This window comes from Streptomyces sp. NPDC085931 (assembly GCF_044540565.1).
In the GTDB taxonomy this organism is placed as follows: domain Bacteria; phylum Actinomycetota; class Actinomycetes; order Streptomycetales; family Streptomycetaceae; genus Streptomyces.
On the sequence record NZ_JBITSK010000006.1, the window covers coordinates 247,294 to 269,856 of the forward strand.

The following is a 22,563-nucleotide window of genomic DNA, read 5'->3' on the forward strand; positions in this document are numbered from 1 at the left end:
GCCCCCCCGCCCCCCGGGTGGGGGGGGGCCTGTTCGGGGCCCCCCGCCCCCCGGCCCCCCCCCGGCCGGGCCCCCGCCGGGGCCCGGCCCCCGGGGGGCCCCCCCCCCCCCCCCCCCCGCCGCTGGGGCAGCCGCCGCGCCGCTAGGGCAGCCGCAGCGCCGGCCTGCGGTGCGCGGGCACACCGGCACCGTGCAGGCCGCGGAAGGTGTACGCGGCGGAGATCAGCGCCATGTGGTGGTACCAGCCCGGGAACGAACGCCCCGCGAAGTCCAGCAGCCCGAAGTCCTGCCTCAGGGCATCCAGCACGGCCGTCGTCCCACCCGTCAGCGCGGCGGTCGCCGCGACCGCGCCGGGGGAGTGGTGCACCAGACTCGTCAGCCACAGCCGGCCCGTCGTGCCGGTGTCGCCCCCGCTCGCGAAGAGCCGGTACAGAGGTCCGGGCGCGTGTCCCGCGGAACTGCCCGGCAGGTGAACCAGCACCGAGGGCGGGCCACTTGCCCGCTGGGACCCGTCGGCCGGGGCGGGGGCGTCGCCCTCCGGTCCCGGCCCGCGGAGCAGGCTCCGCGCGCTGACCGGTCCGGGGGAGGCCTCGCCGACCGGGACCACGGCCAGCTGCGGCGGCACCGCGACGACGACGTCCCGGCGCCGCATGGCGAGCCCGCGCACCAGGTATCCCACGTCGGGCTCGTTGCTCATGTCGGTGAGGACCACGGCGGACGGCGCGTCCAGACGGGCCGACAGCCGGTCGACGAGCCGGAGCGCGTGGGCCCAGGTCGGCAGGTACTGCTCGGAGTCCGGCATGCGCGCGTCGCGGCGCCGTTCGGGATCCTGCGTCCAGGCCCGCGGCAGGTACAGGGACCAGTCGACCGGGATCTGCGCCGTCCCCACATGGAGGAAGGAGCCCAGCCCCAGCTGGCAGTTGAGCGTACGGCCCGAGTGCAGGTCGAAGCGGCGGTGGACGCCCACCGACTTGTCGCCCCTCTTGGGCAGGACGGCCCGGCCGATGGACCACACGGCCCCGGGCTGCCGGCGCGCCACCCAGTGGGTGATCTCCTCCATCACGTCGTCGAAGTGCCACGGACTGAGGCTGACGAACTGGCGCAGCGACTGGACGACGGCCGGATCACGGGATATTCCGGCCGCAATCCTGCGGACCGTCTTCTTGCCCGGTGTGGCCAGTAATCCACTCAGATAGGCGTGGGCGCACTTGCGTTGATCGATCCGGCGTAAGCTCTTGAAGATCGTCCTGCTGAAGTGTTCCAACGTCGAATCTGAATCCGTGGTGTCCGTCGCATGACGTGGAAGCGACGAAGAGTGCGGTAGGGCCGTTTCCATTCCGCGACAACTCCCCCGAGTTTTCTGGCCATGTGAAGGTTGAGTGTAGGACGCGCTTCACAGTGGCGCCACCGTCGAGCCGGATGGCTTGATCTGGCACCTCCGATGGCGCGCGGCGTGGCCGTCGACGGAGAGGGGACCGGCGCGGTCGCGCACCCCGGCACCGCCCCGATACCCGCGCCCACGCCGCCCGCCCCCCGGCCGCAGGGGGCGAATCACGGCCGTCGGCCGGGCCCGGACCGGTCCCGGCACGTGGCTGACAGGCCATCAGATGCAGGTCGGAGCGGGTGTGTTGACTGTCCCGCGGCGTGCTGCCTACCCCCACATCACGCCATCCGTGGCCGCAGTGCGGCGTCAAGAGAACGTTCGAACTCCGCAAAGTAGTACCCGATGGTGCCAAGATCCTTGAACTGGTGCCGCGGCTGGGATCTACTCAAGGCCGCAGCAGGTGGCCGTCCCGCCGACACCGAGATCCGGTCATTATCGACTTTCTCGGGTCGACGCCATTCGGTGGCGGAACGTGGCCGACGTTCTTTGTACGCGTGCCATGAACGACGTGAATGCCTCCACGGTCGAGGGAGGCAATCACGCGAAACCAATCGGTGTACCAGCACGTCGACACGGGGGCATGATGGCGAATCAGGTCGAGGAATGCTCGGAACCCAAGACGGTCATATTCGGCAGACCCGCGGGAACCCCCTCGCACAGCCGCAGAAGCAGGGGAGCGGAGCAGCGGCGCGAACAGGTGCTCACCACGAACGTGGGTCTGCACATCCCCGCCGGACTCGCCTTCGAGGAGTGGGAGAACGCCGGACGCCAGCTCTCCGGGCTGCTCAACTCCTCGTCCTGGTGGCTGGGCGACTGGCTCGTGTACGGCAAGGCCCACTACGCCGACCGCTACGAGCGGGGCATCCGGGCCGCCGGCCTGCAATACCAGACACTGCGCAACTACGCCTGGGTCTCCCGGCGGTTCGACCTGGACCGGCGGCGCTCCGCCCTCAGTTTCCAGCACCACGCGGAGCTGGCCTCGCTGCCCGTCGAGGAGCAGGAGACCTGGCTGGACCGGGCCGAACACATGCGGTGGAGCACCAAGCAACTGCGCAACGCCATCCGCAGTGAACGCGAGGGCGCCTCGCCGCAGCCGGACGTCGCGGCGACGACGCGCCGGCTCGCCGTGCCCGACAACCGGCTGCAGTGGTGGCACAAGGCGGCGGTGCAGGCGGGCATCGAGTTGGAGGACTGGGTGATGGCCACGCTCGACGCGGCCGCCAGCCGGCTGCTGGAGGACCCCGCCCGGCGCCTGTCCCTGGAGTAGCGGCCCCCGCGGCCCGCGGACCGGCTCCGGCGCGCTGTCCCGTCGGCGGGACAGCGCCCTCCGCTCCCGCGACGGAACGCCCCGCCAAAACCCCGGACGCGCCCCCGACGAGCGCCGCCGCATTCGACGGCGATCGCGCTCCCCAGGTCCTTCCTGTGCTGCTTCACTGTGTCAGCCATTGCTGCAGGAAAGACGGGAGCGAAATGTCGCACACGCATGTGGAGAATGCCGCGGGCAGGGTCCGCGCCGCGTCGCCGCGCCGTTATCTGATGTGCCGCCCCACGCACTTCGACGTCACGTACTCGATCAATCCCTGGATGGATCCCGGCAGGCCCACCTCCACCGAGGTGGGCCTCGGCCAGTGGAAACGGCTGCACGACGTGTTCGTCGGCCTCGGGCACGAGGTGGAACTCATCGATCCGGTGCCCGGACTGCCGGACATGGTGTTCGCGGCCAACGGTGCCGTCGTCGTCGACGGCAAGGTCCTCGTCGCCCGGTTCCGGCACCCGCAGCGCACCGACGAGGCCCGGGCGTACCTGGAGTGGTTCGGCCGCGGCGACTGGTCCGAGGTCCGGCAGGCCGAGTACGTCAACGAGGGCGAGGGGGACTTCCTGTTCGCCGGCGGGGAGATCCTGGCGGGGACCGGCTTCCGGTCCGACCCCCGGGCCCACGACGAGGTGCGCGAGTTCTTCGGCCGCCCCGTGCTGAGTCTGACGCTCGTCGACCCGCGCTGGTACCACCTGGACACCGCGCTCGCCGTGCTCGACGACGGGCACGTCATGTACTACCCGGCGGCGTTCTCCGCGCAGAGCCGCGCGCTGCTGTCCGAGCGCTTCCCCGACGCCGTCCTGGCCGGCGAGCCCGACGCCGCCGTCTTCGGCCTCAACGCGCTGTCGGACGGCCGCAACGTCGTCCTGCCGCGCCAGGCCGTCGGGCTGGCGGCGCAACTGCGCGAGCACGGCTACACACCCGTCGGGGCCGACCTGACCGAGATGCTGAAGGCGGGCGGCAGCGTCAAGTGCTGCACGCTCGAACTGCGGACCCGCTAGGACGGCGGAAGCGTCCGAAGGGCCCGGCTCCCCGCGGGGAGCCGGGCCCTTCGGCGGGGCCGGACGGCCGGGGCGCCGGGTCCCGGCCGGTGCGCCTCAGAGCCCCGGGCGGGGCAGCCTGTCCATCAGGTCCGCCGTCTCCCGGTGCCGGCCGCACTCGCGCCCGCCGAAGGACTTCTGCACCCGCTCGCGCACGTCAGCGGGCTGCTCCTGGCTGAGTTTGAACATGCCCTGGGCGTCCGTCACCGCGATCCGGAAGGCGCCGACGCCGCCGACGATGCTGCGGAAGTAGTCGAGCGACTCCGACTGGTCCCAGCCGGCCCCGAAGCGGTCCTCGAAGGACAGCGCGGTGGCCCGCACGACGTCGAGCGTCTCCTCCAGCGAGTCGATCTTCTCGACCACGCCGCGCACATGGGCCGAGGTGAAGTTCCAGGTCGGAGCGGCCGGTGAGGTCTCGTACAGCGCCGGTGAGACATAGGCGTGGGGGCCGGTGAAGGCCAGCAGGACGACGTCCCCCGTGCTCAGCGCCCGCCAGTGGGGGTTGGCCCGGTTCATGTGCCCCAGCAGTGTGGCGCCCACCAGGTCGTCGGGCCAGTCGCGGGCCGTGGCGGGGTCGGGAATCACGGGAAGGTGCGTGGCGAAGGGACCTTCGTCGGCACTTCCGTTGATCACCGCCAGCGCCAGGGGATTCCGGCGGATCAGGTCGGCTATCCAGGAACCGTCCGGTTCGCGATAGTGACGGGGAACGAACACCCGGACATCACACTCCTCCGTGGTAGTTTTCCGGAAGCCGTTCCACGGTTTCCGGCTGTGGGCGCACCGTACGGGGACGGCGCATTTCCGAGTTCTTTCCGAGTTCTTTTCGAGGCCTTTCCGGGCCTTTTCGCGAAGGTGCTGCAGGAGCACGGCGGAGCGGCGGCGGCCCCGCCGCCTAGCAGTACTCGGCCTCCAGGACGGCAAGCACGGTCTGGGCCCCCCAGCTGCTGTTGTAGTTGACGGTGATCTGGTGGCCGCCGTCCTGGGTGGTGGCGGCCAGCGTGATCCAGCCCGGCATGCCCCCGTCGTGGTACCAGAACGGGACGCCGCAGTTCGTGGTGAAGCGTTCGATGCCGAGCCCGTAGGACGAGCCGGGGAAGTCGGGGTTGTCGACCGTGGTCCGCATCGCCTTCAACTGCCGCGGCGGCAGCAGCTTTCCGCTCATCAGGGCCCGGTAGAACCGGTTCAGGTCGCCGGCGCTGGAGATGATGTCGCCGTCGCCCCAGCCCTGGGATCCGTTCATCTCGGTCACGTCGTCGACCCGGTCGGGCTCCGAGGGGAAGAGCCGGGCGTAGCCGCGGCTGCTCGGCCGGGGCAGGGCGGCGTCCTCGCCGGGGTGGGACGTCGCCTTGAGCCCCAGCGGTTCGATGATCCGCTCGCGCACCTCGTCCTCGTAGGGCCGGCCCGCGACCTTCTCGACGATCAGCGCGGCCAGGATGTCGTTGGTGTGGGAGAACCAGTGCCGCGCGCCGGGCGGGAACGGCGCCTCGTGCGCCAGGGCCACCCTCACCCGCTGCTCGGGCGTCACCGTGTCGTAGCGGTGCCGCAGGAACCCCTCACCCGTCAGATACGTCGCGACGTACTGCTCGTCGGCGAGGTAGTCGAACAGGCCGCTGGTGTGGTTGAGCAGCTGCCGCACGGTGATGCGGCGGCCGTCGTTGCCGTTGCCGCGCACCAGTCCGGGCAGGTGGCGCTCGACGGTGTCGTCGAGGCGGAGCCGCCGCTCCGCCTCCATCTGCAGCAGGACGGTCGCCACGAACGTGTCGGTGATGGTGCCCACGCGGAACCGGTCGTGTCTGCCGCGCGGTGCGCCGGTCCTCAGGTCACCGACGCCGGCTGTCGAGGACCACACGCCGTCGGCGTCCCGCACCTGGGCGGTGACGCCGATGACACCGGCTGCCACGGCCGCGTCCAGTGCCCGCTGCGTGGCCTCGTGGCCGGCCGCCGCGGCAGGGGTGTCCTGCGACGCCCGGGCGGGAGCCGTGAAGGCGGTGGCCACCAGCACGGTGGCCGCCGCCAGGGCGACCGTGCCGGCCTTGAGGCGCTTGCGAATCGTCATGCGTGCTCCTGGAGTCGTTCGTCATCGGCTGTGCGGTGAGTCGCTCGACGGCGCCCGCGGGCGCCGGGCGGGGACCTCGGCGCGGGCGGGGGACCGGGCGGCGTGGCGGGGCGTCGGGGGCGGCTCGGGCGGCACCGGATCCCGGTGCGTCCACGGGGCACCGCCCGGCCCGCGTCCGCCGTCCCATCGGGTGCGGGGCGGGACCGCCCCCGGTCCGCCGTCCCGCCGGGCACACGGCAGGACCCCGACCGGGAGGCGCGCCCAAAAGGCGCTGGCGCCCTGGGCGGTGCCGTGCACGGACGGCTGCCGGCCGGCCGACGTGGCAGGCCCCGTGCGTTCGGCCGTGGGCGCCGGTGAGGGTTGGTGAGGGCCGGTGAGGGCCGGTCCCGTGGCCGGGACCGCCGGCGGCGGAGGGGAGGCACCGGCTTCGGCCGGCCGTCGTGCCGCCCCGGTGAGCGGCACCACGAGACCACACCCCGCCCCGCCCCGGCAACGGAATCGGGCCCGTCCGGCCACCGCGGCCCCGTCCCGCCGACGGGACACGCCACGGGGAAGGGAACCGGGCCGGGGGACGAGCCGCGACGCACGGCGCAAACGTCCGGCACGGGCGCGCCCCGCGCGGCCCGCGGTCGTCTTGACCGCCCGATCGGCCGTCCGTGACCGTGGTGGTGCTCCGCGGACGTCGCAGGGAGCGTGAGCGCGGGGGGAGACGGCGTGGGACACGAGGGCAGGGACACCGACGTGGTGATCGCGGGCGCCGGGCCGACCGGCCTGATGCTCGCCTGCGAACTGCGGCTGGCGGGCGTCGAGGTGACGGTGGTCGACCGGCTCGCGCGGCGCACGGGGGAGTCCCGGGCCGGCGGGATGCACTGCCGCACCCTGGAAGTGCTGGACCAGCGGGGCGTTCTGGACCGCTTCCTGGCAGCCGGTGAACTGACGCCGGTCGGCCATTTCTCCGGCCTCATGCTGGACTTCGACGGACTGGAATCCCGGCATCCGCTTCCGCTGATGATCCTTCAGTCGACGGTCGAGCGACTGCTGGAGGAGTGGGCGGCCGAACTCGGCGTCCGGGTGCGCTGGTCGGCCGAGGTGACCGGGGTGCAGCAGGACGGGGACGGCGTGAGCGTCGGGCTGCGCACGCCCGAGGCGGCGTCCGAACCGCTGCGCGCCCGCTACCTGGTGGGCTGCGACGGCGGCCGCAGCGCGGTGCGCAAACTGGTGGGCATCGCCTTCCCCGGCACTCCGGCGACCATGACCGCGATGATCGGCGACGTCGAACTCCCCGATCTGCCCGAGGAGTACGTCTGGGCGAGGCGCTGCGCGACCGGCGAGTACTCGGCGATCTCCTTCGAGCCCGGCTGGTACCGGGTGATCACGTCCGACTACGACCGTGTCGCCGACCGCGACGAACCCGCCACGTTCGAACAGCTCCGGCAGTCCCTGATCAAGCTGGCGGGTACCGACTACGGGATGCGCAACCCGCGCTGGATCTCCCGGTTCGGGGACGCCGCGCGGCAGGCCGCCCGTTACCGGTCCGGCCGCGTCCTGCTCGCGGGCGACGCGGCGCATATCCACTTCCCGGCCGGCGGCCAGGGCCTGAACACCGGCGTGCAGGACGCGGTCAACCTGGGCTGGAAACTCGCCGCGGTGGTGCACGGCCGCGCACCGGAGACCCTGCTGGACACCTACCACGCCGAACGCCATCCCGTGGGGGAGCGGGTCCTGCAGAACACCCGGGCGCAGGCGGCCCTGACCCGCCCGGGCGCCCAGACCGACGCGCTGCGCGAGGTGTTCGCCTCACTGCTGGTCTACGACGACGTCAACCGGCGGCTGCGGGACATGCTCACCGCCCTGGACATCCGCTACCCGGTCGGGGGCCGGCACCCGCTGGCGGGCCGCCGGGTGCCGGACGCCGGCCTGAAGACATCCGACGGTGCCACGCGCGTGTACGAGCTGCTGCACGCCGCCCGGCCGGTCCTGCTCGACCTGCGCGGCACCACCGGCCTCGGCGCGACCGGCCTCGGCGCGGCCGCGCGGGAGTGGGCCGACCGCGTCGACGTCGTCGAGGCGCGGTGCGAGGACGCGTACTGGGCCGTCCCGTCCCACGACGAGATCCCGGCTCCCGGTGCCCTGCTCATCCGCCCCGACGGGCACGTGGCCTGGGTGGCCGGGACCGAGACCGTCCCCGACACCGCCGCGCTGCGCACCGCTCTCACCACCTGGTGCGGTCCGCCCCGGCCCGGCCCCCACAGGCCGACGGCGATCCCGGGCCCGGCAGACGGCTGACGCAACCCGGCAGCCGCCGTACGCTCCGCACCCCACCGCGCGGCTTCGGCGGAGTCCCCCTCCCCGCAGCGCGGCTTCGGCGGAGTCCCCCTCCCCGCAGCGCGGCTTCGGCGGAGTCCCCCTCCCCGCAGCGCGGCCGGCCCGCCGTCGCGCCCCGGCGGACCCGAACCGCCGAGTAACGCCCGCGCCCGCAGCCGGTGATGCTGTAATGAGCGCGGGCCGCGGCGACACGCTCGGCCCGGCACCGCGCGCACCCGCGCCCCGGCTCTCGGCGCGGGGCGGGGCCGGGCGCGCGGGCGACGCCATACAGGGGGACTGAGCGGTCATGGAGAACTTGCGGTCCGGCGATCCCACGCAGGTCGGGGACTACCGGTTGCTCCGGCGCCTCGGGGCCGGGGGCATGGGGCAGGTGTACCTCGGGAGGTCGCAGCGAGGGCGCACGGTCGCCGTGAAGCTGGTCCACCCGCAGCTGGCGTACGACGCCGAGTTCCGCCGCCGGTTCCGCGCGGAGGTCGCCGCGGCGCGGCGGGTCGGCGGAGAGTGGACGGCCCCGGTCCTGGACGCCGACACCGAGGCGGACACGCCCTGGGTGGCCACCGGCTATGTCGCCGGACCCACGCTGCACCAGGCGGTGACCGAGATCTGCGGCCCGCTGCCGGAGCAGTCGGTGTGGCATCTGGCGTCCGGCCTGGCCCGAGCGCTGCAGAGCATCCACGCCTGCGGGCTGGTGCACCGGGACCTCAAACCGTCCAACGTCATGCTGACCGTCAACGGCCCCCGGGTGATCGACTTCGGGGTCGCCCGCGCCGCGGACGCCAGTGTGCTGACCCGCACCGGCGCGATGGTCGGCTCCCCGGGGTTCATGTCGCCCGAGCAGATCCTGGGCGGTGAGGTCACCGGGCAGAGCGACGTGTTCAGCCTCGGACTGGTGCTGGTGTTCGCCGCCACGGGCCGGCAGGCGTTCGGCAGCCCGGACAGCGGCGCCCACGCCGTCATGCTGCGGGTCACCGAGGACGAACCGGACCTGACGGGCGTACCCGCGTCGCTGGCCGCGTTCGTGACCCGCTGCCTCGCCAAGCGGCCCGAGGACCGGATCCCGCTGTCCGACATCGTCACGACGGCGCAGGCGGCCACGGCACAGGCCGACCCGGCCGCGTGGCTTCCGGGCGCCCTGATGATGGAGCTGGGCCGGCACGCCTCCGGCCTGCTGGACCTGGAGGAACCGCCGCCGACCCGCGTCGACCGGCCCTCCGGGGGCCGGGGCGGTGACGCCGTGCACGCGCTGCCGACCGCGCACGGCGTGGGCGTCCCGCCCCCGCCGCCGGGTGTGCCGACACCGGTGCCGATGCCCCCGGCGCCCACCCCGACCCCCGCGCCGCCGGGGCGGGCACCGGGGGCGACCCTCACCACACCGCCGATGCCGCCGGTACCGGGCGGCTTCCCGCCGGGCGGCCGCCGCCCGGGCCGGTCCGGCCGCGTGCTGGTCGTCTCGGCCGCCGTCGCCGTGCTCGCCGTCGTCCTGGCCGTGAACCTCACCGGCCTCGGAGGGGACGACGACCGCAACGGCTCCGGGACGTCCGGCGCGTCGGGGGGAACCTCCTCGGCGGGCTCCCCGAAGACCGACCCCGCCGCCTACGAGGGCCGCTGGACCGGCAACGTGCGCGAACCGGACGACGACCTCTACTCGATCGAGCTCGACTACAAGGGCGGGAAGATCGGCGACCAGGTGGCCACCGTCGAGTACCCGTCACTGGCGTGCAGCGGCCGCTGGATCCTCACCATGGACACCGGGCGCTCGGTCCAGGTCCGGGAGGAGATCACCGAGGAGAGCAGCCCGATGAACTGCGTCGACGAGGTCGACATCGTCCTGACCCCCGCGGGCGGCGACAGCCTGCGCTACGAGGTGAAGGGCGTGGGCGACAGCGGAACGCTGCGGCGCGGCCGATGACCTGACGAGGGACGGCCTCAGTCCGGCAACGGCAGCGGAGGGAGCTGCTGGTACTCCGAGCGGCCCCGGTTGAGCACGGAGATCGTCGCGGCGGTCAGCCAGGGCACGGTCGGCCCGGCCAGCCGCATCGGCTCCCACTGCTGGTAGTCGGTGAACAGCGCCCACTGGTCGAGCACCGGCAGGAAGCTGATGATCTCGTGGTGCCGCAGCGACACCCAGCGGTTCTCGGCCGCGACGTGCAGCAGCATCCGACGGTCGGTGAGGATCGCGCGGCACGGGGAGAAGTCGCGCCACTGCGCCTGCGCCATCGCCTGTGCCCGGTTGCGGGCGCTGCTGTTGGCGACCGCGTCCCCGACCAGACCGGCGGCGACGAACAGCGGCGAGCCGAAGTAGAAACCCGAACGCTGGTCGTAGCTCACGTTCATGCCGTAGAAGCGCGCGTAGTGCGCGGCCACGTCGCCGTACGCGACCTCACCCACTTCCAGCAGCACACCCGGAGTGGCGACAGGGGCCAACTCCCCTCCGTTGCGCAGGTGCCGGTGCAGCGAGCACGCGGCGTCCCAGCCCTGCCGGTGCAGGGCGTGCAGGTGATCGTCGGCCGGATTCTGACGTGGCACTGCCTCAGGCCCCCCTCGCGAAACGGCTGCCTCTCCGCCGCTCCCCCCATGGTGCCAGGTGAGGGACGGGACGGAAGCCGCCCGCGCGGGCACCGGCGCACCGGTGTGAGCCCTGGAACACCCGCGGACGGCTGACCGCTCCCGCGAACCGTTGTACGCTCCGAAGCACGCCCTTGACCTGCACAAAGCGGGCAGGGAGCAGACGAGTCGGGAGCTTCTCCATGCTGCGTACCATGTTCAAGTCGAAGATCCACCGCGCCATCGTCACCCAGGCCGACCTGCACTACGTGGGATCCGTGACGATCGACGCCGATCTGCTCGACGCCGCCGATCTGCTGCCCGGCGAACTCGTGCACATCGTGGACATCACCAACGGCGCCCGCCTGGAGACGTACGTCATCGCGGGCGAGCGCGGCTCCGGCGTGATCGGGATCAACGGGGCAGCGGCCCATCTCGTTCACCCCGGTGACCTCGTGATCATCATCAGCTACGCCCAGGTGACGGACGCCGAGGCGCGGGCACTCGCGCCGCGGGTCGTGCACGTGGACCGCGACAACCGGATCGTGGGCCTGGGCGCGGATCCGTCCGAGCCGGTGCCCGGCTCGGACCAGCAGCGCAGCCCGCAGGCCGTCGGGGCCTGAGGCGAGACGACAGGAGCAGGAGCGTTCCATGAGCGACCCGGAGATCCGTGACGACCGGGAGGCGGGCCGTCTGGAGGCGGTGGCCGACGGTGAAGTCCTCGGCCGCATCGAGTACTTCGTGCTCGACAGCCCCGAGCGCGCCCTCGTGCCCGTCCACACGATCGTGGAGCCGGCCCACGAGGGCAAGGGCATCGCGGGCTCACTGGCGCGCGAGCTGTACGCCATCGCCGCGCGCGAACGGAGCGCGGTCGCCCCGCTGTGCCCCTACGTCGCCAGGTGGGCCGAGCGCCACCCCGACGAGGCCCCGCCGGCGGGCGAGCCCCTGCTGGCGGCGGCGAAGGACTGGCTGCGGGCCCACCCCGGCCGTTTCTGACCATCCTCAGCACCGCCCCGGCCTCACGCCGGGGCGGGCCTCCTCCACGAGGCCGCGGCGTCCCCTGCCTCCACCTGGCCCTCTCCCGTCCCGCCCCGGAGTGACTGCCCCGGCGGGTGCCGGGTAGGCGGGGGAGTGATCCAGAGCCGGAGTCGTCCCACTGGCTGGAGGACATGATGACGAACCCGTATCCCGACCCCGTGCCGCCGGCACCGACACCGGGCCCGGATCCCCGGCCGCCCGAGCCGCCCGGCCCCGACCCGGTGCCGAACCCGCAGCCCCCGCCCGGCCCCGAGCCGACGCCGCCGCCCCCGTCACCCACCCCGCCCCCGGGCCCGACCCCGCCGCCCGGCCCCGACCCGGTGCCGAACCCGCAGCCCCCGCCGGGCCCCGACCCGTCCCCGATCCCTCCGGGACCGGACCCCGTGCCCAACCCGGAACCCGGGCCGCCGCTCTCCTGGACCACGGCGTGACCCCGGCATGACCCCGGCGTGACCCCGGCACGAGAACGGGGCCGGTGGACAGCCCCGCGAGGCGTCCGCCGGCCCCGGCCCGTACCCGGTCGGCGCGTGAGCGTTACGCCGTGACCTCCGAGCGGTCCTGGCCCCACAGCGTGTGGAACGACCCGTCCCGGTCCACCCTCCGGTAGGTGTGCGCACCGAAGTAGTCCCGCTGCCCCTGCGTCAGCGCCGCCGGCAGCCGCTCCGCCCGCAGGGCGTCGTAGTAGGCGAGCGCCGCGGCGAACCCGGGCGTCGGCACGCCCTGGCGGGTCGCGGCGACCAGCACCTCGCGCCAGTCGTCCTGGGCGTCCGCGATCTCCCGCGCGAACGTGTCGTCCGACAGCAGGCTCGGCAGGTCCGGCCGGGCGTCGTAGGCCGCGCGGATACGGTCCAGGAACGCGGCCCGGATGATGCAGCCGCCGCGCCACAGCGCCGACACCGCGCCGAGATCGATGTCCCAGCCGTACTCGCCCCGGGCCGCGTCGATCTCGTGGAAGCCCTGCGTGTACGACACGATCTTCGACGCGTACAGCGCCTGCTCCACCCGGTCGGCGAAGGCCCGGGCCTCCGCCTCGCCGAGCGGCTTCGCCTTCGGGCCGGCCAGCCCGCGCGAGGCCTCCCGCAGGGCGGCGTGGCCGGAGAGCGAGCGGGCGAAGACGGCCTCCGCGATGCCGGAGACCGGGACCCCGAGGTCGAGGGCGATCTGGACGGTCCAGCGTCCGGTGCCCTTCTGCTCGGCCTGGTCCACCACCACGTCCACGAACGGCTTGCCCGTCTCCGCGTCCACGTGGGACAGCACCTCGGCGGTGATCTCGATCAGGTAGGAGTCGAGACGCCCCTGGTTCCAGGTGCGGAAGATGTCGGCGATCTCGGCGGGGGAGTACCCGGCGACGTCCCGCAGCAGCTGGTACGCCTCGCCGATGAGCTGCATGTCCGCGTACTCGATGCCGTTGTGCACCATCTTCACGAAGTGCCCGGCGCCGTCCGGGCCGACGTGGGAGACGCACGGCGTGCCGTCCGCCGCCTTGGCGGAGATCTTCTCCAGCATCGGGCCCAGCGAGTCGTAGGACTCCTTGGGGCCGCCCGGCATGATGCTCGGGCCGTTCAGCGCGCCCTCCTCGCCGCCGGAGACGCCCATGCCGACGAAGTGGATGCCCTGCTCGCGCAGTTCCCGCTCCCGGCGCCGGGTGTCGGCGAAGTGCGCGTTGCCGCCGTCGATGATCATGTCGCCGGGCTCCAGCAGCGGCGCGAACTCCCGGATCACCGCGTCCGTCGGGTCACCGGCCTTCACCATCACGACCAGGCGGCGGGGCCGCTCCAGCGCGGCCACGAAGTCCTTCGCGCTCTCGCACGCGATGAACTCGCCCTCGCCGCCGAACTCCTCGACCAGCGCGTGGGTGCGCGAGGGCGTCCGGTTGTGCACCGCGACCGTGTAGCCGTTGCGGGCGAAGTTGCGGGCGAGGTTGCGGCCCATGACCGCAAGGCCCGTGACGCCGATCTGCGCTGTACTGCTCATTCGGTTCGCTCCTAAAGACCTCGGTACCGGTGCTGCCGGCGGGTACCCGCCGGCGTGACCCCCGCCGACCATCCTGGCGTGCCGCCACCCCGTCCGCACGCGCGGGTCGTACGACGTCGCGCAGGACGATACGCACGGCAGCCCCTCCCGCACTCAGCCGAGGTGCGCGTCCCCGCGCGCGCCGCACCCGCGCACCGCGTGGCGTACGCGATGCACCGCCGGGGCGCACGTCGCGCAACAGGGGCCCCATACCGGCCATGTGAACCCCCGGGCGGCCGATAGGCGTCTTGTTCTGGCCGGTTCGCAGCGCTTACTTTTGCCCCTCCTGACGCATGTCTAGGGGGGCTTTCGATGGCCGTACGCGGCCGGCACCGCCGGTATCAGCCGAACAGGATCAACCGCGCCTCACTCACGGTCACCGCGGGCGGCGCGGGCATGGCGCTCCCGTTCATGGGCGCCGGCACCGCCCAGGCGGCGGACGTCGACACCTGGAACAAGGTCGCCGCCTGCGAGTCGAGCAACGACTGGAACATCAACACCGGCAACGGGTTCTACGGCGGGCTGCAGTTCACCCAGTCCACCTGGGAGGCCTACGGCGGCCGGGCCTACGCGGCCCGCGCGGACCTGGCCACCAAGGACCAGCAGATCGCCGTCGCCGAGAAGGTGCTCGACGGGCAGGGACCGGGCGCCTGGCCGGTGTGCTCGGTGCGGGCCGGACTGACCCGGGGCGGCGGCGAGCCGGACATCAGGCCGGCCGCCGAGCGCACGAAGCAGCGCGAGACGAAGAAGAAGACCTCCATCGAGGAGGTCCGGCCGCAGTCCACACCGCAGTCCCGCGCGGGCAGCGCCGAGATGTACACGGTGGTTCACGGCGACACCCTCTCCGGCATCGCGGACGACCGCGAGATCCGGGGCGGCTGGCGCGGCCTGTACGCCGCCAACCGCGCGACGATAGGGGGCGACCCCGACCTCATCGTGCCCGGCCAGCGGCTCGCCCTGCGCGGCGCGGGTGCCACGAAGACGCGGCCCGAGCACCGCCCGGCCCCGTCGGCGAAGCCGGAGAGGCCGGCGAAGGAGCGCGCCGAGGGCCGGACGAAGGAGCGCGCCGGGGACCGTACGAAGGAGCGGGCCAAGGACCGGCCGAAGGAGGCGGGCAAGGAGCGGGCCGCCCGGTCCACGGCCACCCGGCAGGGTCTCGTCGCCCCCGTCAGCGCCTCCCTGGGCACGCCCTACCGCAAGGCGGGGTCGGCCTGGTCGAAGGGCTACCACACCGGCATCGACTTCCCCGTGCCCACCGGCACCTCCGTCAAGTCGGTCGCGGCGGGCAGCGTGGTCAGCGCCGGGTGGGGCGGCTCGTTCGGCTACCAGGTGGTGATCCGGCACGGCGACGGCCGCTACAGCCAGTACGCGCACCTGTCGGCGATCTCCGTGCGGGACGGGCAGACGGTGAGCGCCGGGCAGCGCATCGGCCGCTCGGGCTCCACGGGCAACAGCTCGGGCCCGCATCTGCACTTCGAGGTGCGGACGGGGCCCGGTTTCGGTTCGGACGTCGACCCGGTGGCGTACCTGAGGGCCGGCGGCGTCAGGATCTGATCCGTACCCGGTGCCGGTCCACGGCCGGCATCGGCACGTACGGGATGCCGTGGAAGGGCACGTAGGAGAGCGGGCGTTCGTCACCGGCGGGCACCGGCGGCACCCCGCTCTCGTACGCGCCGCCCGGGACGGCGGGCGCCCCCGGCACGAGCACGTCCTCCACGACGAGCACGTCGTCCACGAGGCCGCCCTTCGCGAGCACGTCGTCCACCAGCCCGTCCTTCACGAGCACGTCGCCCACGCGTTCCTGCCGGTGCAGGTCCAGGTCCAGGTTCACGTCCCGCTCGTTCCCGGTGCGGTCCTGCGCGAGCCGCTCCGTCGTCAGCAGGATCAGGCCGCCGGCGGCCACCACGCCACAGCCCAGGGCGAGCACGGTGCCCGCGGTGCCGTAGCGGAACGTCTCGCCGAACATCGTGATGCCGACCGCGGCGGCGACGACCGGATTCACCACCGTCAGCGTCGCCAGCGGCGCCGTCAGCCCGGCGCCCTTGTAGGAGGCCTGCGACAGCAGCATGCCCGCCGTCGCCAGGACACCGATCACGGCGAGGGACGGCAGGTCCGTCGCCGACACCCCGCCGGTCCAGTCGACGGCCACCGTCTTGGTGAACACCGAGGACATGCCGAACGCGATGCCGGACGCGGTGGCCAGCAGCATGCTGCGGACCGCCGGGTGCCGGTGCGCGGCCCGGGCGGCGATCATCAGCGCGACGACGACCCCCGCGGTGACCAGCGCGACGGCCACCCGCTCGGCCGCGTTCAGCGACTGCGCGTCGGACGCGGCGACCAAGGACAGCAGACCGGCGAGACCGACCGTCGCCATGATGGCGCCCCGCCACGCCGTGGCACCGGCCCTGCGGCCGACGAACAGCGCGGCCATGGGCAGGGCCACCACGATGGTCAGCGCGCCCAGCGGCTGCACCAGGCTCAGCGGGCCGTAGGCCAGCGCCACCACGTGCAGCAGACCGCCCGCGCCGTTCAGCGCGACCGCCGCCCACCAGCCCGGCCGGCGCAGCGGAGCGTACTGCTCGCCCGGCGAGGACTCCGCCACCCGCTCCTGCACGATCGCCCCGCCCGCGTAGGCGACCGCGGAGACGAGGGAGAGCACGACGGACAACGCGAGGGCGCTCATCGGCTGCTCCTCTGCGTCTGGCGGGGGCGCTCGGCCCGGCGCGGCGAATGGTCGGCTTTCATGTCCAACACCCTGCCGTGTCCGGGTCTTCCCGTCGTCGTCCCTGAGCACTCATTGGGTCCTACTGCCGATGGAGTACGAGGGGAACCCCGTCATCCCCAGGGTGGGCGACGAAAGTCAGGGGCCCCGGGTCGCTTCCCTTAGGGGCCTTGGTACTACTGCTGTTCGTGGACCTCGACCCCGGCCTCGCCGCGCTCCGCCCGCTCGGCGGCTTCTTCGTGCTGCGCACGGACGCGGTGGCGGCCGGGCCTCTTCCCACTCTCGCACAGGCCTACGCCTCCGGGGCACCGGATGTAGCCGGAAATCCCCTGATTTTCCGGGTTCGCAAGGTCGCCCACGCCCTGGGCACCCCGGAGCTGCGCGTGGCCGCCTCCGTGGCGCACCAGGGGCTCGCGGCCCGGCTGTGGTCGATCGCCCTGGGCTGCGCGGTGGTGTACGGCGGCCTGCCCGACCTGGACGCCCGGAACCTGCGCTGGGACCCCGACGGCAGCGCCCCCGACGACCTGTGGCTGACCGGCGTACGGCCGGTGCCCGCGGAGCCGGAGCGCCTGGCCGAGGTCGTCCTGGACGGGCACCTCGCCCCGCTGGCGACGGCCCTGCGCACCCAGCACCGCCTCGCCCCGGGCCTGCTGCGGGGCAACGCCGCCTCGGCGCTGGCGGGCGCCGCCCGGGAGCTGGACCGCTGGGCCGGGCGTCACGGCCGCCCCGGCAGCGCCGCCCGGGCCCGCTCCCTGGCCACGCGCCTCCTCGCCCACCCGCGGCTCACCGGCGCCGGGACGCTCACCGGCACGGCGTTCCGGCGCCGCAGCTGCTGCCTGTACTACCGGGTGCCCGGCGGGGGCGTCTGCGGCGACTGCTGCTTCCCGCGGCCGCCCCGCTCTTCCCCACGCGCCACTTCTGGGTGACCATGAAAGGGAACGGCCGTTGAGAGCAGGGAGTTGCGGGTGCGCGTCGGACTGCTGACCCGGGAGTACCCGCCGGACGTGTACGGCGGTGCCGGCGTCCACGTGGAGTTCCTGGCCCGGGAGCTCAGACCCCTGGTCGACCTGGACGTGCACTGCTGGGGCGAGGGCCGCGCCGACGGTGTGCTGCGCCACCGCTCCTGGTCCGTGCTCGACGGCGCCAACGACGCGCTGCGCACCTTCTCCGTCGACCTCGCGATGGCCGCCGCCCTCCAGGGCCGCGAGCTGGTCCACTCCCACACCTGGTACGCCAACCTCGGCGGCCACCTCGCCAAGCTGCTGTACGGCATCCCGCACGTGATGACCGCGCACTCCCTGGAGCCCCTGCGCCCCTGGAAGGCCGAGCAGCTCGGCGGCGGTTACGAGCTGTCCAGCTGGGCCGAGCGCACCGCGATCGAGGCCGCGGACGCGGTGATCGCCGTCTCGGGGGCCATGCGCGAGGACATCCTCGCCTGCTACCCGGCGCTGGACCCGGACAAGGTCCACGTCGTGCACAACGGCATCGACACGAGCCTGTACCGGCCCGACCACGGCACGGACGCCCTGGACCGGATCGGCCTGGACCGCTCCCGCCCCTACGTGCTGTTCGTCGGCCGCATCACCCGCCAGAAGGGCGTGCCGCACCTGCTGCGCGCGGTGCGGGACATCGACCCGGCCGCGCAGGTCGTGCTGTGCGCGGGCGCACCGGACACGCCGGAGATCGACCGGGAGTTCCGGGAGCTGTTCGCGGAGCTGAGCGAGGTCCGCGACGGTGTGTTCTGGATCCCGAAGATGCTGCCGCGCCCGGAGGTCATCCAGCTCCTCACGCACGCCGCGCTGTTCGTCTGCCCCTCGGTGTACGAGCCGCTGGGCATCGTGAACCTGGAGGCGATGGCCTGCGGCACGCCGGTGGTGGCCTCGGCGGTCGGCGGCATCCCCGAGGTCGTGGACGACGGCCGGACCGGTCTGCTCGTCCCGGCCGGCGACGGTTTCGAGGCGGGGCTCGCGCGGGCCATGGACACCGTGCTCGGCGATCCGCAGGCCGCCCGCCGGATGGGCGAGGCCGGGCGGGAGCGCGCGGTCGGCGAGTTCGGCTGGGACGCGGTGGCCCGCCGCACGGTCCGGCTCTACGAGGAGATCGTCAAACAGGCTTAGTGGGTACTGGTCAGGGGCAGGCATCGGGAAATCGGCGTGAGGGGAGCGGCCATGCGAGGTGGTGGTCCTTCGGTCCTGGGGATCGTGCTGGCGGGTGGTGAGGGCAAGCGGCTGATGCCCCTGACCGCGGACCGGGCCAAACCGGCGGTGACCTTCGGCGGCACGTACCGCCTGGTCGACTTCGTGCTGTCCAACCTGGTCAACGCCGACGTGCTGCGCATCTGCGTCCTGACGCAGTACAAGTCGCACTCGCTGGACCGGCACATCACCACCACCTGGCGGATGTCCAACCTGCTCGGCAACTACGTCACGCCCGTCCCCGCCCAGCAGCGCCTCGGCCCCCGCTGGTACCTGGGCAGCGCCGACGCGATCCTGCAGTCCCTGAACCTGATCTACGACGAGCGCCCCGAGTACGTCGCCGTCTTCGGCGCCGACCACGTCTACCGCATGGACCCGCGCCAGATGCTCGCCCAGCACATCGACAGCGGCGCGGGCGTGACGGTCGCCGGGATCCGGGTGCCGCGCACGGAGTCCTCGTCGTTCGGCGTGATCACGCCCGGCTCGGACGGGCAGACGGTGGAGCGCTTCCTGGAGAAGCCGTCCGCCCCACCCGGTCTCCCGGACGACCCGAACTGCGTCTTCGCCTCGATGGGCAACTACATCTTCACCACCAAGGCCCTCATCGAGGCGCTCAAGCGGGACGCCGAGGACGAGTCCTCCGTGCACGACATGGGCGGCTCGATCCTGCCCCAGCTCACCGACCGGGGCGAGGCCGCGCTGTACGACTTCAGCGCCAACCACGTGCCCGGCGAGACCACCCGCGACCAGGGCTACTGGCGGGACGTGGGCACGCTGGACGCCTACTACGAGGCCCACATGGACCTGATCGCGGAGCGGCCCGCGTTCAACCTGTACAACCGCAGCTGGCCGATCTACACGCACTCGTACCAGCTCTCGCCGGCGCGGTTCAACGCCGGCGGCATCGCCAGCGAATCCATCATCTCGGCCGGCTGCCTGATCCGGGGGCAGGTCACCCGGTCCGTGCTGTCGCCGGGCGTGGTGGTCGACCCGGGGGCGGTGGTGCAGGGGTCGGTGCTGCACGACAACGTGCACATCGGCCGGGGCGCGGTGGTGCGCGGCGCCGTGCTCGACAAGAACGTCGAGGTGCCGCCGGGCGCGACGATCGGCGTCAACCCCGAGCGGGACGCGGAGCTGTACACGGTGTCCAAGGGCGGCGTCATCGCCCTGGGCAAGGGGCAGCTGGTCACCTGACGAGACGCGGCCGGGGGACTTTGTCCTGCCTCTGGACGAAGCCCCCGATCCGTGCTGTCATGCCATCGTCTTGTACATGACAACGTTGGCATGGAGGTTCCGTGCGTCCCCGACGCCTCAGAAACCGCCTCGCGTTACTGCTCGCCGCACTCCTCGCCCTCACGGGCCTGAGCGCGGTCCCCGCGCTCGCGGACGACCCCGCCGAGATCCACGGCCTCAAGGGCGAGTACTACACCCACTCCGCCCCGGGCGCCTTCGACTTCCACACCCTCAAGGCGACGACCTTCGACCAGGACCTCGACTTCGACAACCTCGAACCGCGCCTGAACTTCACCACCGGACAGTCCGACGACGTCAGCGTCCGCTGGACCGGGAAGATCGTCCCGGACAAGACCGGGCCGCACACCTTCTCGGTCAGCGCCGACAACGGCTTCCGCCTCTGGATCGACGGCCGGCTCGCCATCGACCACTGGATCGACGACTGGGACCGCGAACAGACCGCCGAGCCCGTCGACCTGACCGCCGGCCGGGCCTACGACGTCAAGGTCGAGTACTTCGAGCACTACGGCGGCTCCAACTTCCACCTGCGCTGGACCCCGCCCGGCGCCGCCAAGGCCCCCGTCCCGCAGTCGGCGTTCCGCCTGCCCGAGGGCTTCGACTACGACGGTGCCCTCGCGGCCACCGTGCAGTCCACCGGCCGCACCCTGAAGCTCGACTTCGCCCAGCCTCTCGCCGCGCCCCCGGCGGACTTCACCGACCACTTGGCCGCCGTGATCGGCGGCGCTGCCTGGCCCCTCGGCGCGGCCCGCCCGGACCCGTCCGACCCCACCGCCCTCCTGGTCGCCCTCGACGAGCCGGTCGTCGGCAACAAGACGGGCACCGCACGCGGCAACGCCGACGTCCGCTACGACGGCGAGGGCGGCCTCACCGACACCGACGGCAACGTTGTCAGCGCGTTCTGGACGTCCGGCCCCAACCACTCGACCCACCAGCTGCGCACGCGCTGGGCCGACGAGGTCGGACCGGACAACGCCCTCCCGGAGTACCCGCGTCCGCAGCTGACCCGGGACGCCTGGAAGAACCTCAACGGCCGCTGGCAGTTCGCCGCCGCCGAGGAGGGCGAGCAGCCGCCCGTCGGGAGGACGCTGAAGGAGCGCATCCTGGTCCCGTACCCGGTGGAGTCCCAGCTCTCCGGCATCGAGCGGCACGAGGACCGCATGTGGTACCGCCGCACCTTCACCGTCCCGCGCGACTGGGACATCGGCTCGGGCCGCCGGCTCGAGCTCAACTTCGGCGCCGTCGACTGGCGCTCGGAGGTCTACGTCAACGGCACGAAGGTCGCCACGCACGAGGGCGGCTACGACAAGTTCAGCGCCGACATCACCGACGCGCTCGAGCCCGGCCGCACCCAGGAGCTGATCGTCGGCGTCTACGACCCGACCGACGCCGCCTCCGGCGAGAACCCGCCGCTCGGCAAGCAGCGCCTGGACCCCAGCGGCATCTGGTACACCCCCTCCTCCGGCATCTGGCAGACGGTCTGGCTGGAGCCGGTCGCCCGCGACCACGTCGACTCCCTCAAGATCACGCCCGACGTGGCCGGCGAGAAGGTCACCGTGGAGGTCCGGGGCGTCCGGGACGGCGTACCGGTCACGGCGACGGCGTACGACGGCCGGCGCAAGGTGGCCACCGCCGGCGGCCGCACCGGCGGCCCGCTGACGCTGACCGTCCGCGACCCGCACCTGTGGTCGCCGGACGATCCCTTCCTCTACACGCTGAAGGTGACGGTCGGAGCGGACCGGGTCGGCAGCTACTTCGGCATGCGCTCCATCGCCGTCGAGAAGGTGAACGGCGTCCCGCGCACGGTCCTCAACGGCGAGCCCGTCTTCATGATGGCCACCCTCGACCAGGGCTTCTGGCCCGACGGCCTGCACACCGCGCCCACCGACGAGGCCCTGGCCTACGACCTGAAGGCGCACAAGCAGCTCGGCTTCAACTCCGTCCGCAAGCACATCAAGGTCGAACCGGACCGCTGGTTCTACTGGGCCGACCGGCTCGGCCTGCTGGTCTGGCAGGACATGCCCGCGATGACGGCCGGGGTGAACCCGAGCGCCACCTCCCGCGCCCGCTACGAGCGCGAGCTGAAGGAGATGATCGACGAGCACAGCAGCAGTCCCTCGGTCGTCATGTGGGTCACCTTCAACGAGGGCTGGGGCCAGTACGACGTGGGCCGGATCGCCCAGCAGGCCAAGGCCTGGGACCCCACCCGCCTGGTCAACGGCCAGTCCGGGCTGAACCTCGGCGCCGACGGCGGCACCGGCGACATCATGGACGAGCACGGCTACCCGAGCCCGGCCCTGCCGCCCCGCCCCGACGGGCAGCGCGCCCTGGTCAGCGGCGAGTACGGCGGTCTCGGCCTCGCGGTGCCCGGCCACGCCTGGTCGGTGCAGCAGTCGTACGTCGACGTCGACCCGGCCACCTACACCGAGGACTACCTGGAGAAGCTGGACGAGGTCCGGGCGCTGGTCTGCAAGGGCAGCAACGGTGCCGTGTACACCCAGATCGCGGACGTCGAGGGCGAGCTGAACGGCTTCCTCACCTACGACCGCGCGGTGCTGAAACCCGACACGACCCAGCTGAAGGCCGCGCACGAGGCGCTGATCCGTGACGCCTCCCGGGTGACTCCCACGGGGTGCCCGGCGCCGCGACCTGTGCTGGACTGACGGCACATGCACCATGA

16 protein-coding genes and 2 pseudogenes are annotated in these 22,563 nt (G+C 73.1%); 12 read left to right on the forward strand and 6 right to left on the reverse strand.

Features of this window, described 5'->3' with window-relative positions; all coding sequences use genetic code 11:
• Positions 1 to 142: 142 nt before the first annotated feature.
• Positions 143 to 1,264: an IS701 family transposase gene (locus ACIGAN_RS14500; RefSeq protein ID WP_399857471.1), complete on the reverse strand. Its 1,122-nt coding sequence runs from the start codon at positions 1,262 to 1,264 to the stop codon at positions 143 to 145.
• An 817-nt stretch (positions 1,265 to 2,081) separates the two neighbouring features.
• Here ACIGAN_RS14500 and ACIGAN_RS14505 point away from each other — a divergent pair.
• Both ACIGAN_RS14505 and ddaH read left to right on the forward strand, forming a co-directional pair.
• Positions 2,082 to 2,651, forward strand: coding sequence for an LmbU family transcriptional regulator (locus ACIGAN_RS14505; protein WP_399857473.1), 570 nt, complete (start codon positions 2,082 to 2,084; stop codon positions 2,649 to 2,651).
• Positions 2,652 to 2,854: 203 nt separating this feature from the next.
• Complete coding sequence (gene ddaH / locus ACIGAN_RS14510; RefSeq protein ID WP_399857474.1) at positions 2,855 to 3,700, forward strand: dimethylargininase; 846 nt, start codon at positions 2,855 to 2,857, stop codon at positions 3,698 to 3,700.
• A 96-nt stretch (positions 3,701 to 3,796) separates the two neighbouring features.
• Here ddaH and ACIGAN_RS14515 read toward each other — a convergent pair whose 3' ends face one another.
• Both ACIGAN_RS14515 and ACIGAN_RS14520 read right to left on the reverse strand, forming a co-directional pair.
• Positions 3,797 to 4,453 carry an FMN-binding negative transcriptional regulator gene (locus ACIGAN_RS14515; protein WP_365096381.1) on the reverse strand — a complete coding sequence of 219 codons (657 nt, stop codon included), beginning with the start codon at positions 4,451 to 4,453 and terminating at the stop codon, positions 3,797 to 3,799.
• 178 nt (positions 4,454 to 4,631) lie between these two features.
• Positions 4,632 to 5,795, reverse strand: coding sequence for a serine hydrolase domain-containing protein (locus tag ACIGAN_RS14520; RefSeq protein WP_399857476.1), 1,164 nt, complete (start codon positions 5,793 to 5,795; stop codon positions 4,632 to 4,634).
• A gap of 714 nt (positions 5,796 to 6,509) precedes the next feature.
• On the opposite strand from ACIGAN_RS14520, the gene ACIGAN_RS14525 reads away from it, so the two are divergent.
• A complete protein-coding gene (locus ACIGAN_RS14525) occupies positions 6,510 to 8,081 on the forward strand; it encodes an FAD-dependent monooxygenase (RefSeq protein ID WP_399857478.1) in 1,572 nt (523 codons plus the stop codon).
• Between the two features lie 325 nt (positions 8,082 to 8,406).
• Complete coding sequence (locus ACIGAN_RS14530; protein ID WP_399857480.1) at positions 8,407 to 10,029, forward strand: serine/threonine-protein kinase; 1,623 nt, start codon at positions 8,407 to 8,409, stop codon at positions 10,027 to 10,029.
• Positions 10,030 to 10,046: 17 nt separating this feature from the next.
• Here the strand turns inward: ACIGAN_RS14530 and ACIGAN_RS14535 are convergent, their stop codons facing one another.
• Positions 10,047 to 10,646: a hypothetical protein gene (locus tag ACIGAN_RS14535; protein ID WP_399857482.1), complete on the reverse strand. Its 600-nt coding sequence runs from the start codon at positions 10,644 to 10,646 to the stop codon at positions 10,047 to 10,049.
• A 221-nt stretch (positions 10,647 to 10,867) separates the two neighbouring features.
• Here ACIGAN_RS14535 and panD point away from each other — a divergent pair, with 221 nt between their 5' ends.
• Positions 10,868 to 11,287: an aspartate 1-decarboxylase gene (gene panD / locus ACIGAN_RS14540; protein ID WP_399857484.1), complete on the forward strand. Its 420-nt coding sequence runs from the start codon at positions 10,868 to 10,870 to the stop codon at positions 11,285 to 11,287.
• A complete protein-coding gene (locus ACIGAN_RS14545; RefSeq protein ID WP_365741604.1) occupies positions 11,226 to 11,660 on the forward strand; it encodes a GNAT family N-acetyltransferase in 435 nt (144 codons plus the stop codon). Before panD ends, ACIGAN_RS14545 begins: the two co-directional genes overlap by 62 nt.
• A gap of 576 nt (positions 11,661 to 12,236) precedes the next feature.
• Here ACIGAN_RS14545 and gndA read toward each other — a convergent pair.
• Positions 12,237 to 13,676 carry an NADP-dependent phosphogluconate dehydrogenase gene (gene gndA / locus ACIGAN_RS14550; protein WP_365741589.1) on the reverse strand — a complete coding sequence of 480 codons (1,440 nt, stop codon included), beginning with the start codon at positions 13,674 to 13,676 and terminating at the stop codon, positions 12,237 to 12,239.
• Positions 13,677 to 14,126: 450 nt separating this feature from the next.
• On the opposite strand from gndA, the pseudogene ACIGAN_RS14555 reads away from it, so the two are divergent.
• Positions 14,127 to 14,318 (forward strand): annotated as a pseudogene (locus ACIGAN_RS14555) (transglycosylase family protein); the annotation flags it as partial.
• A 552-nt stretch (positions 14,319 to 14,870) separates the two neighbouring features.
• Positions 14,871 to 15,269: pseudogene (locus tag ACIGAN_RS14560) on the forward strand (M23 family metallopeptidase); the annotation flags it as partial.
• On the opposite strand, the gene ACIGAN_RS14565 reads toward ACIGAN_RS14560, so the two are convergent.
• Complete coding sequence (locus tag ACIGAN_RS14565) at positions 15,259 to 16,398, reverse strand: DMT family transporter (protein WP_399857486.1); 1,140 nt, start codon at positions 16,396 to 16,398, stop codon at positions 15,259 to 15,261. The pseudogene ACIGAN_RS14560 and the gene ACIGAN_RS14565 overlap by 11 nt on opposite strands.
• A gap of 209 nt (positions 16,399 to 16,607) precedes the next feature.
• On the opposite strand from ACIGAN_RS14565, the gene ACIGAN_RS14570 reads away from it, so the two are divergent.
• The 4 genes from ACIGAN_RS14570 to ACIGAN_RS14585 all read left to right on the forward strand — a co-directional run bounded on the left by ACIGAN_RS14570 (position 16,608) and on the right by ACIGAN_RS14585 (position 22,546).
• Positions 16,608 to 17,363 carry a (2Fe-2S)-binding protein gene (locus tag ACIGAN_RS14570; protein ID WP_399857489.1) on the forward strand — a complete coding sequence of 252 codons (756 nt, stop codon included), beginning with the start codon at positions 16,608 to 16,610 and terminating at the stop codon, positions 17,361 to 17,363.
• Positions 17,364 to 17,402: 39 nt separating this feature from the next.
• Entirely contained in the window at positions 17,403 to 18,554 is a 1,152-nt protein-coding gene (glgA, locus tag ACIGAN_RS14575; protein WP_399857492.1) for a glycogen synthase, read from the forward strand.
• Positions 18,555 to 18,605: 51 nt separating this feature from the next.
• The gene (gene glgC, locus ACIGAN_RS14580) at positions 18,606 to 19,826 is read left to right on the forward strand and encodes a glucose-1-phosphate adenylyltransferase (RefSeq protein WP_351351746.1); all 1,221 of its coding nucleotides are present in this window, start codon (positions 18,606 to 18,608) and stop codon (positions 19,824 to 19,826) included.
• Positions 19,827 to 19,927: 101 nt separating this feature from the next.
• Complete coding sequence (locus ACIGAN_RS14585; RefSeq protein ID WP_399857495.1) at positions 19,928 to 22,546, forward strand: PA14 domain-containing protein; 2,619 nt, start codon at positions 19,928 to 19,930, stop codon at positions 22,544 to 22,546.
• Positions 22,547 to 22,563: the final 17 nt, after the last annotated feature.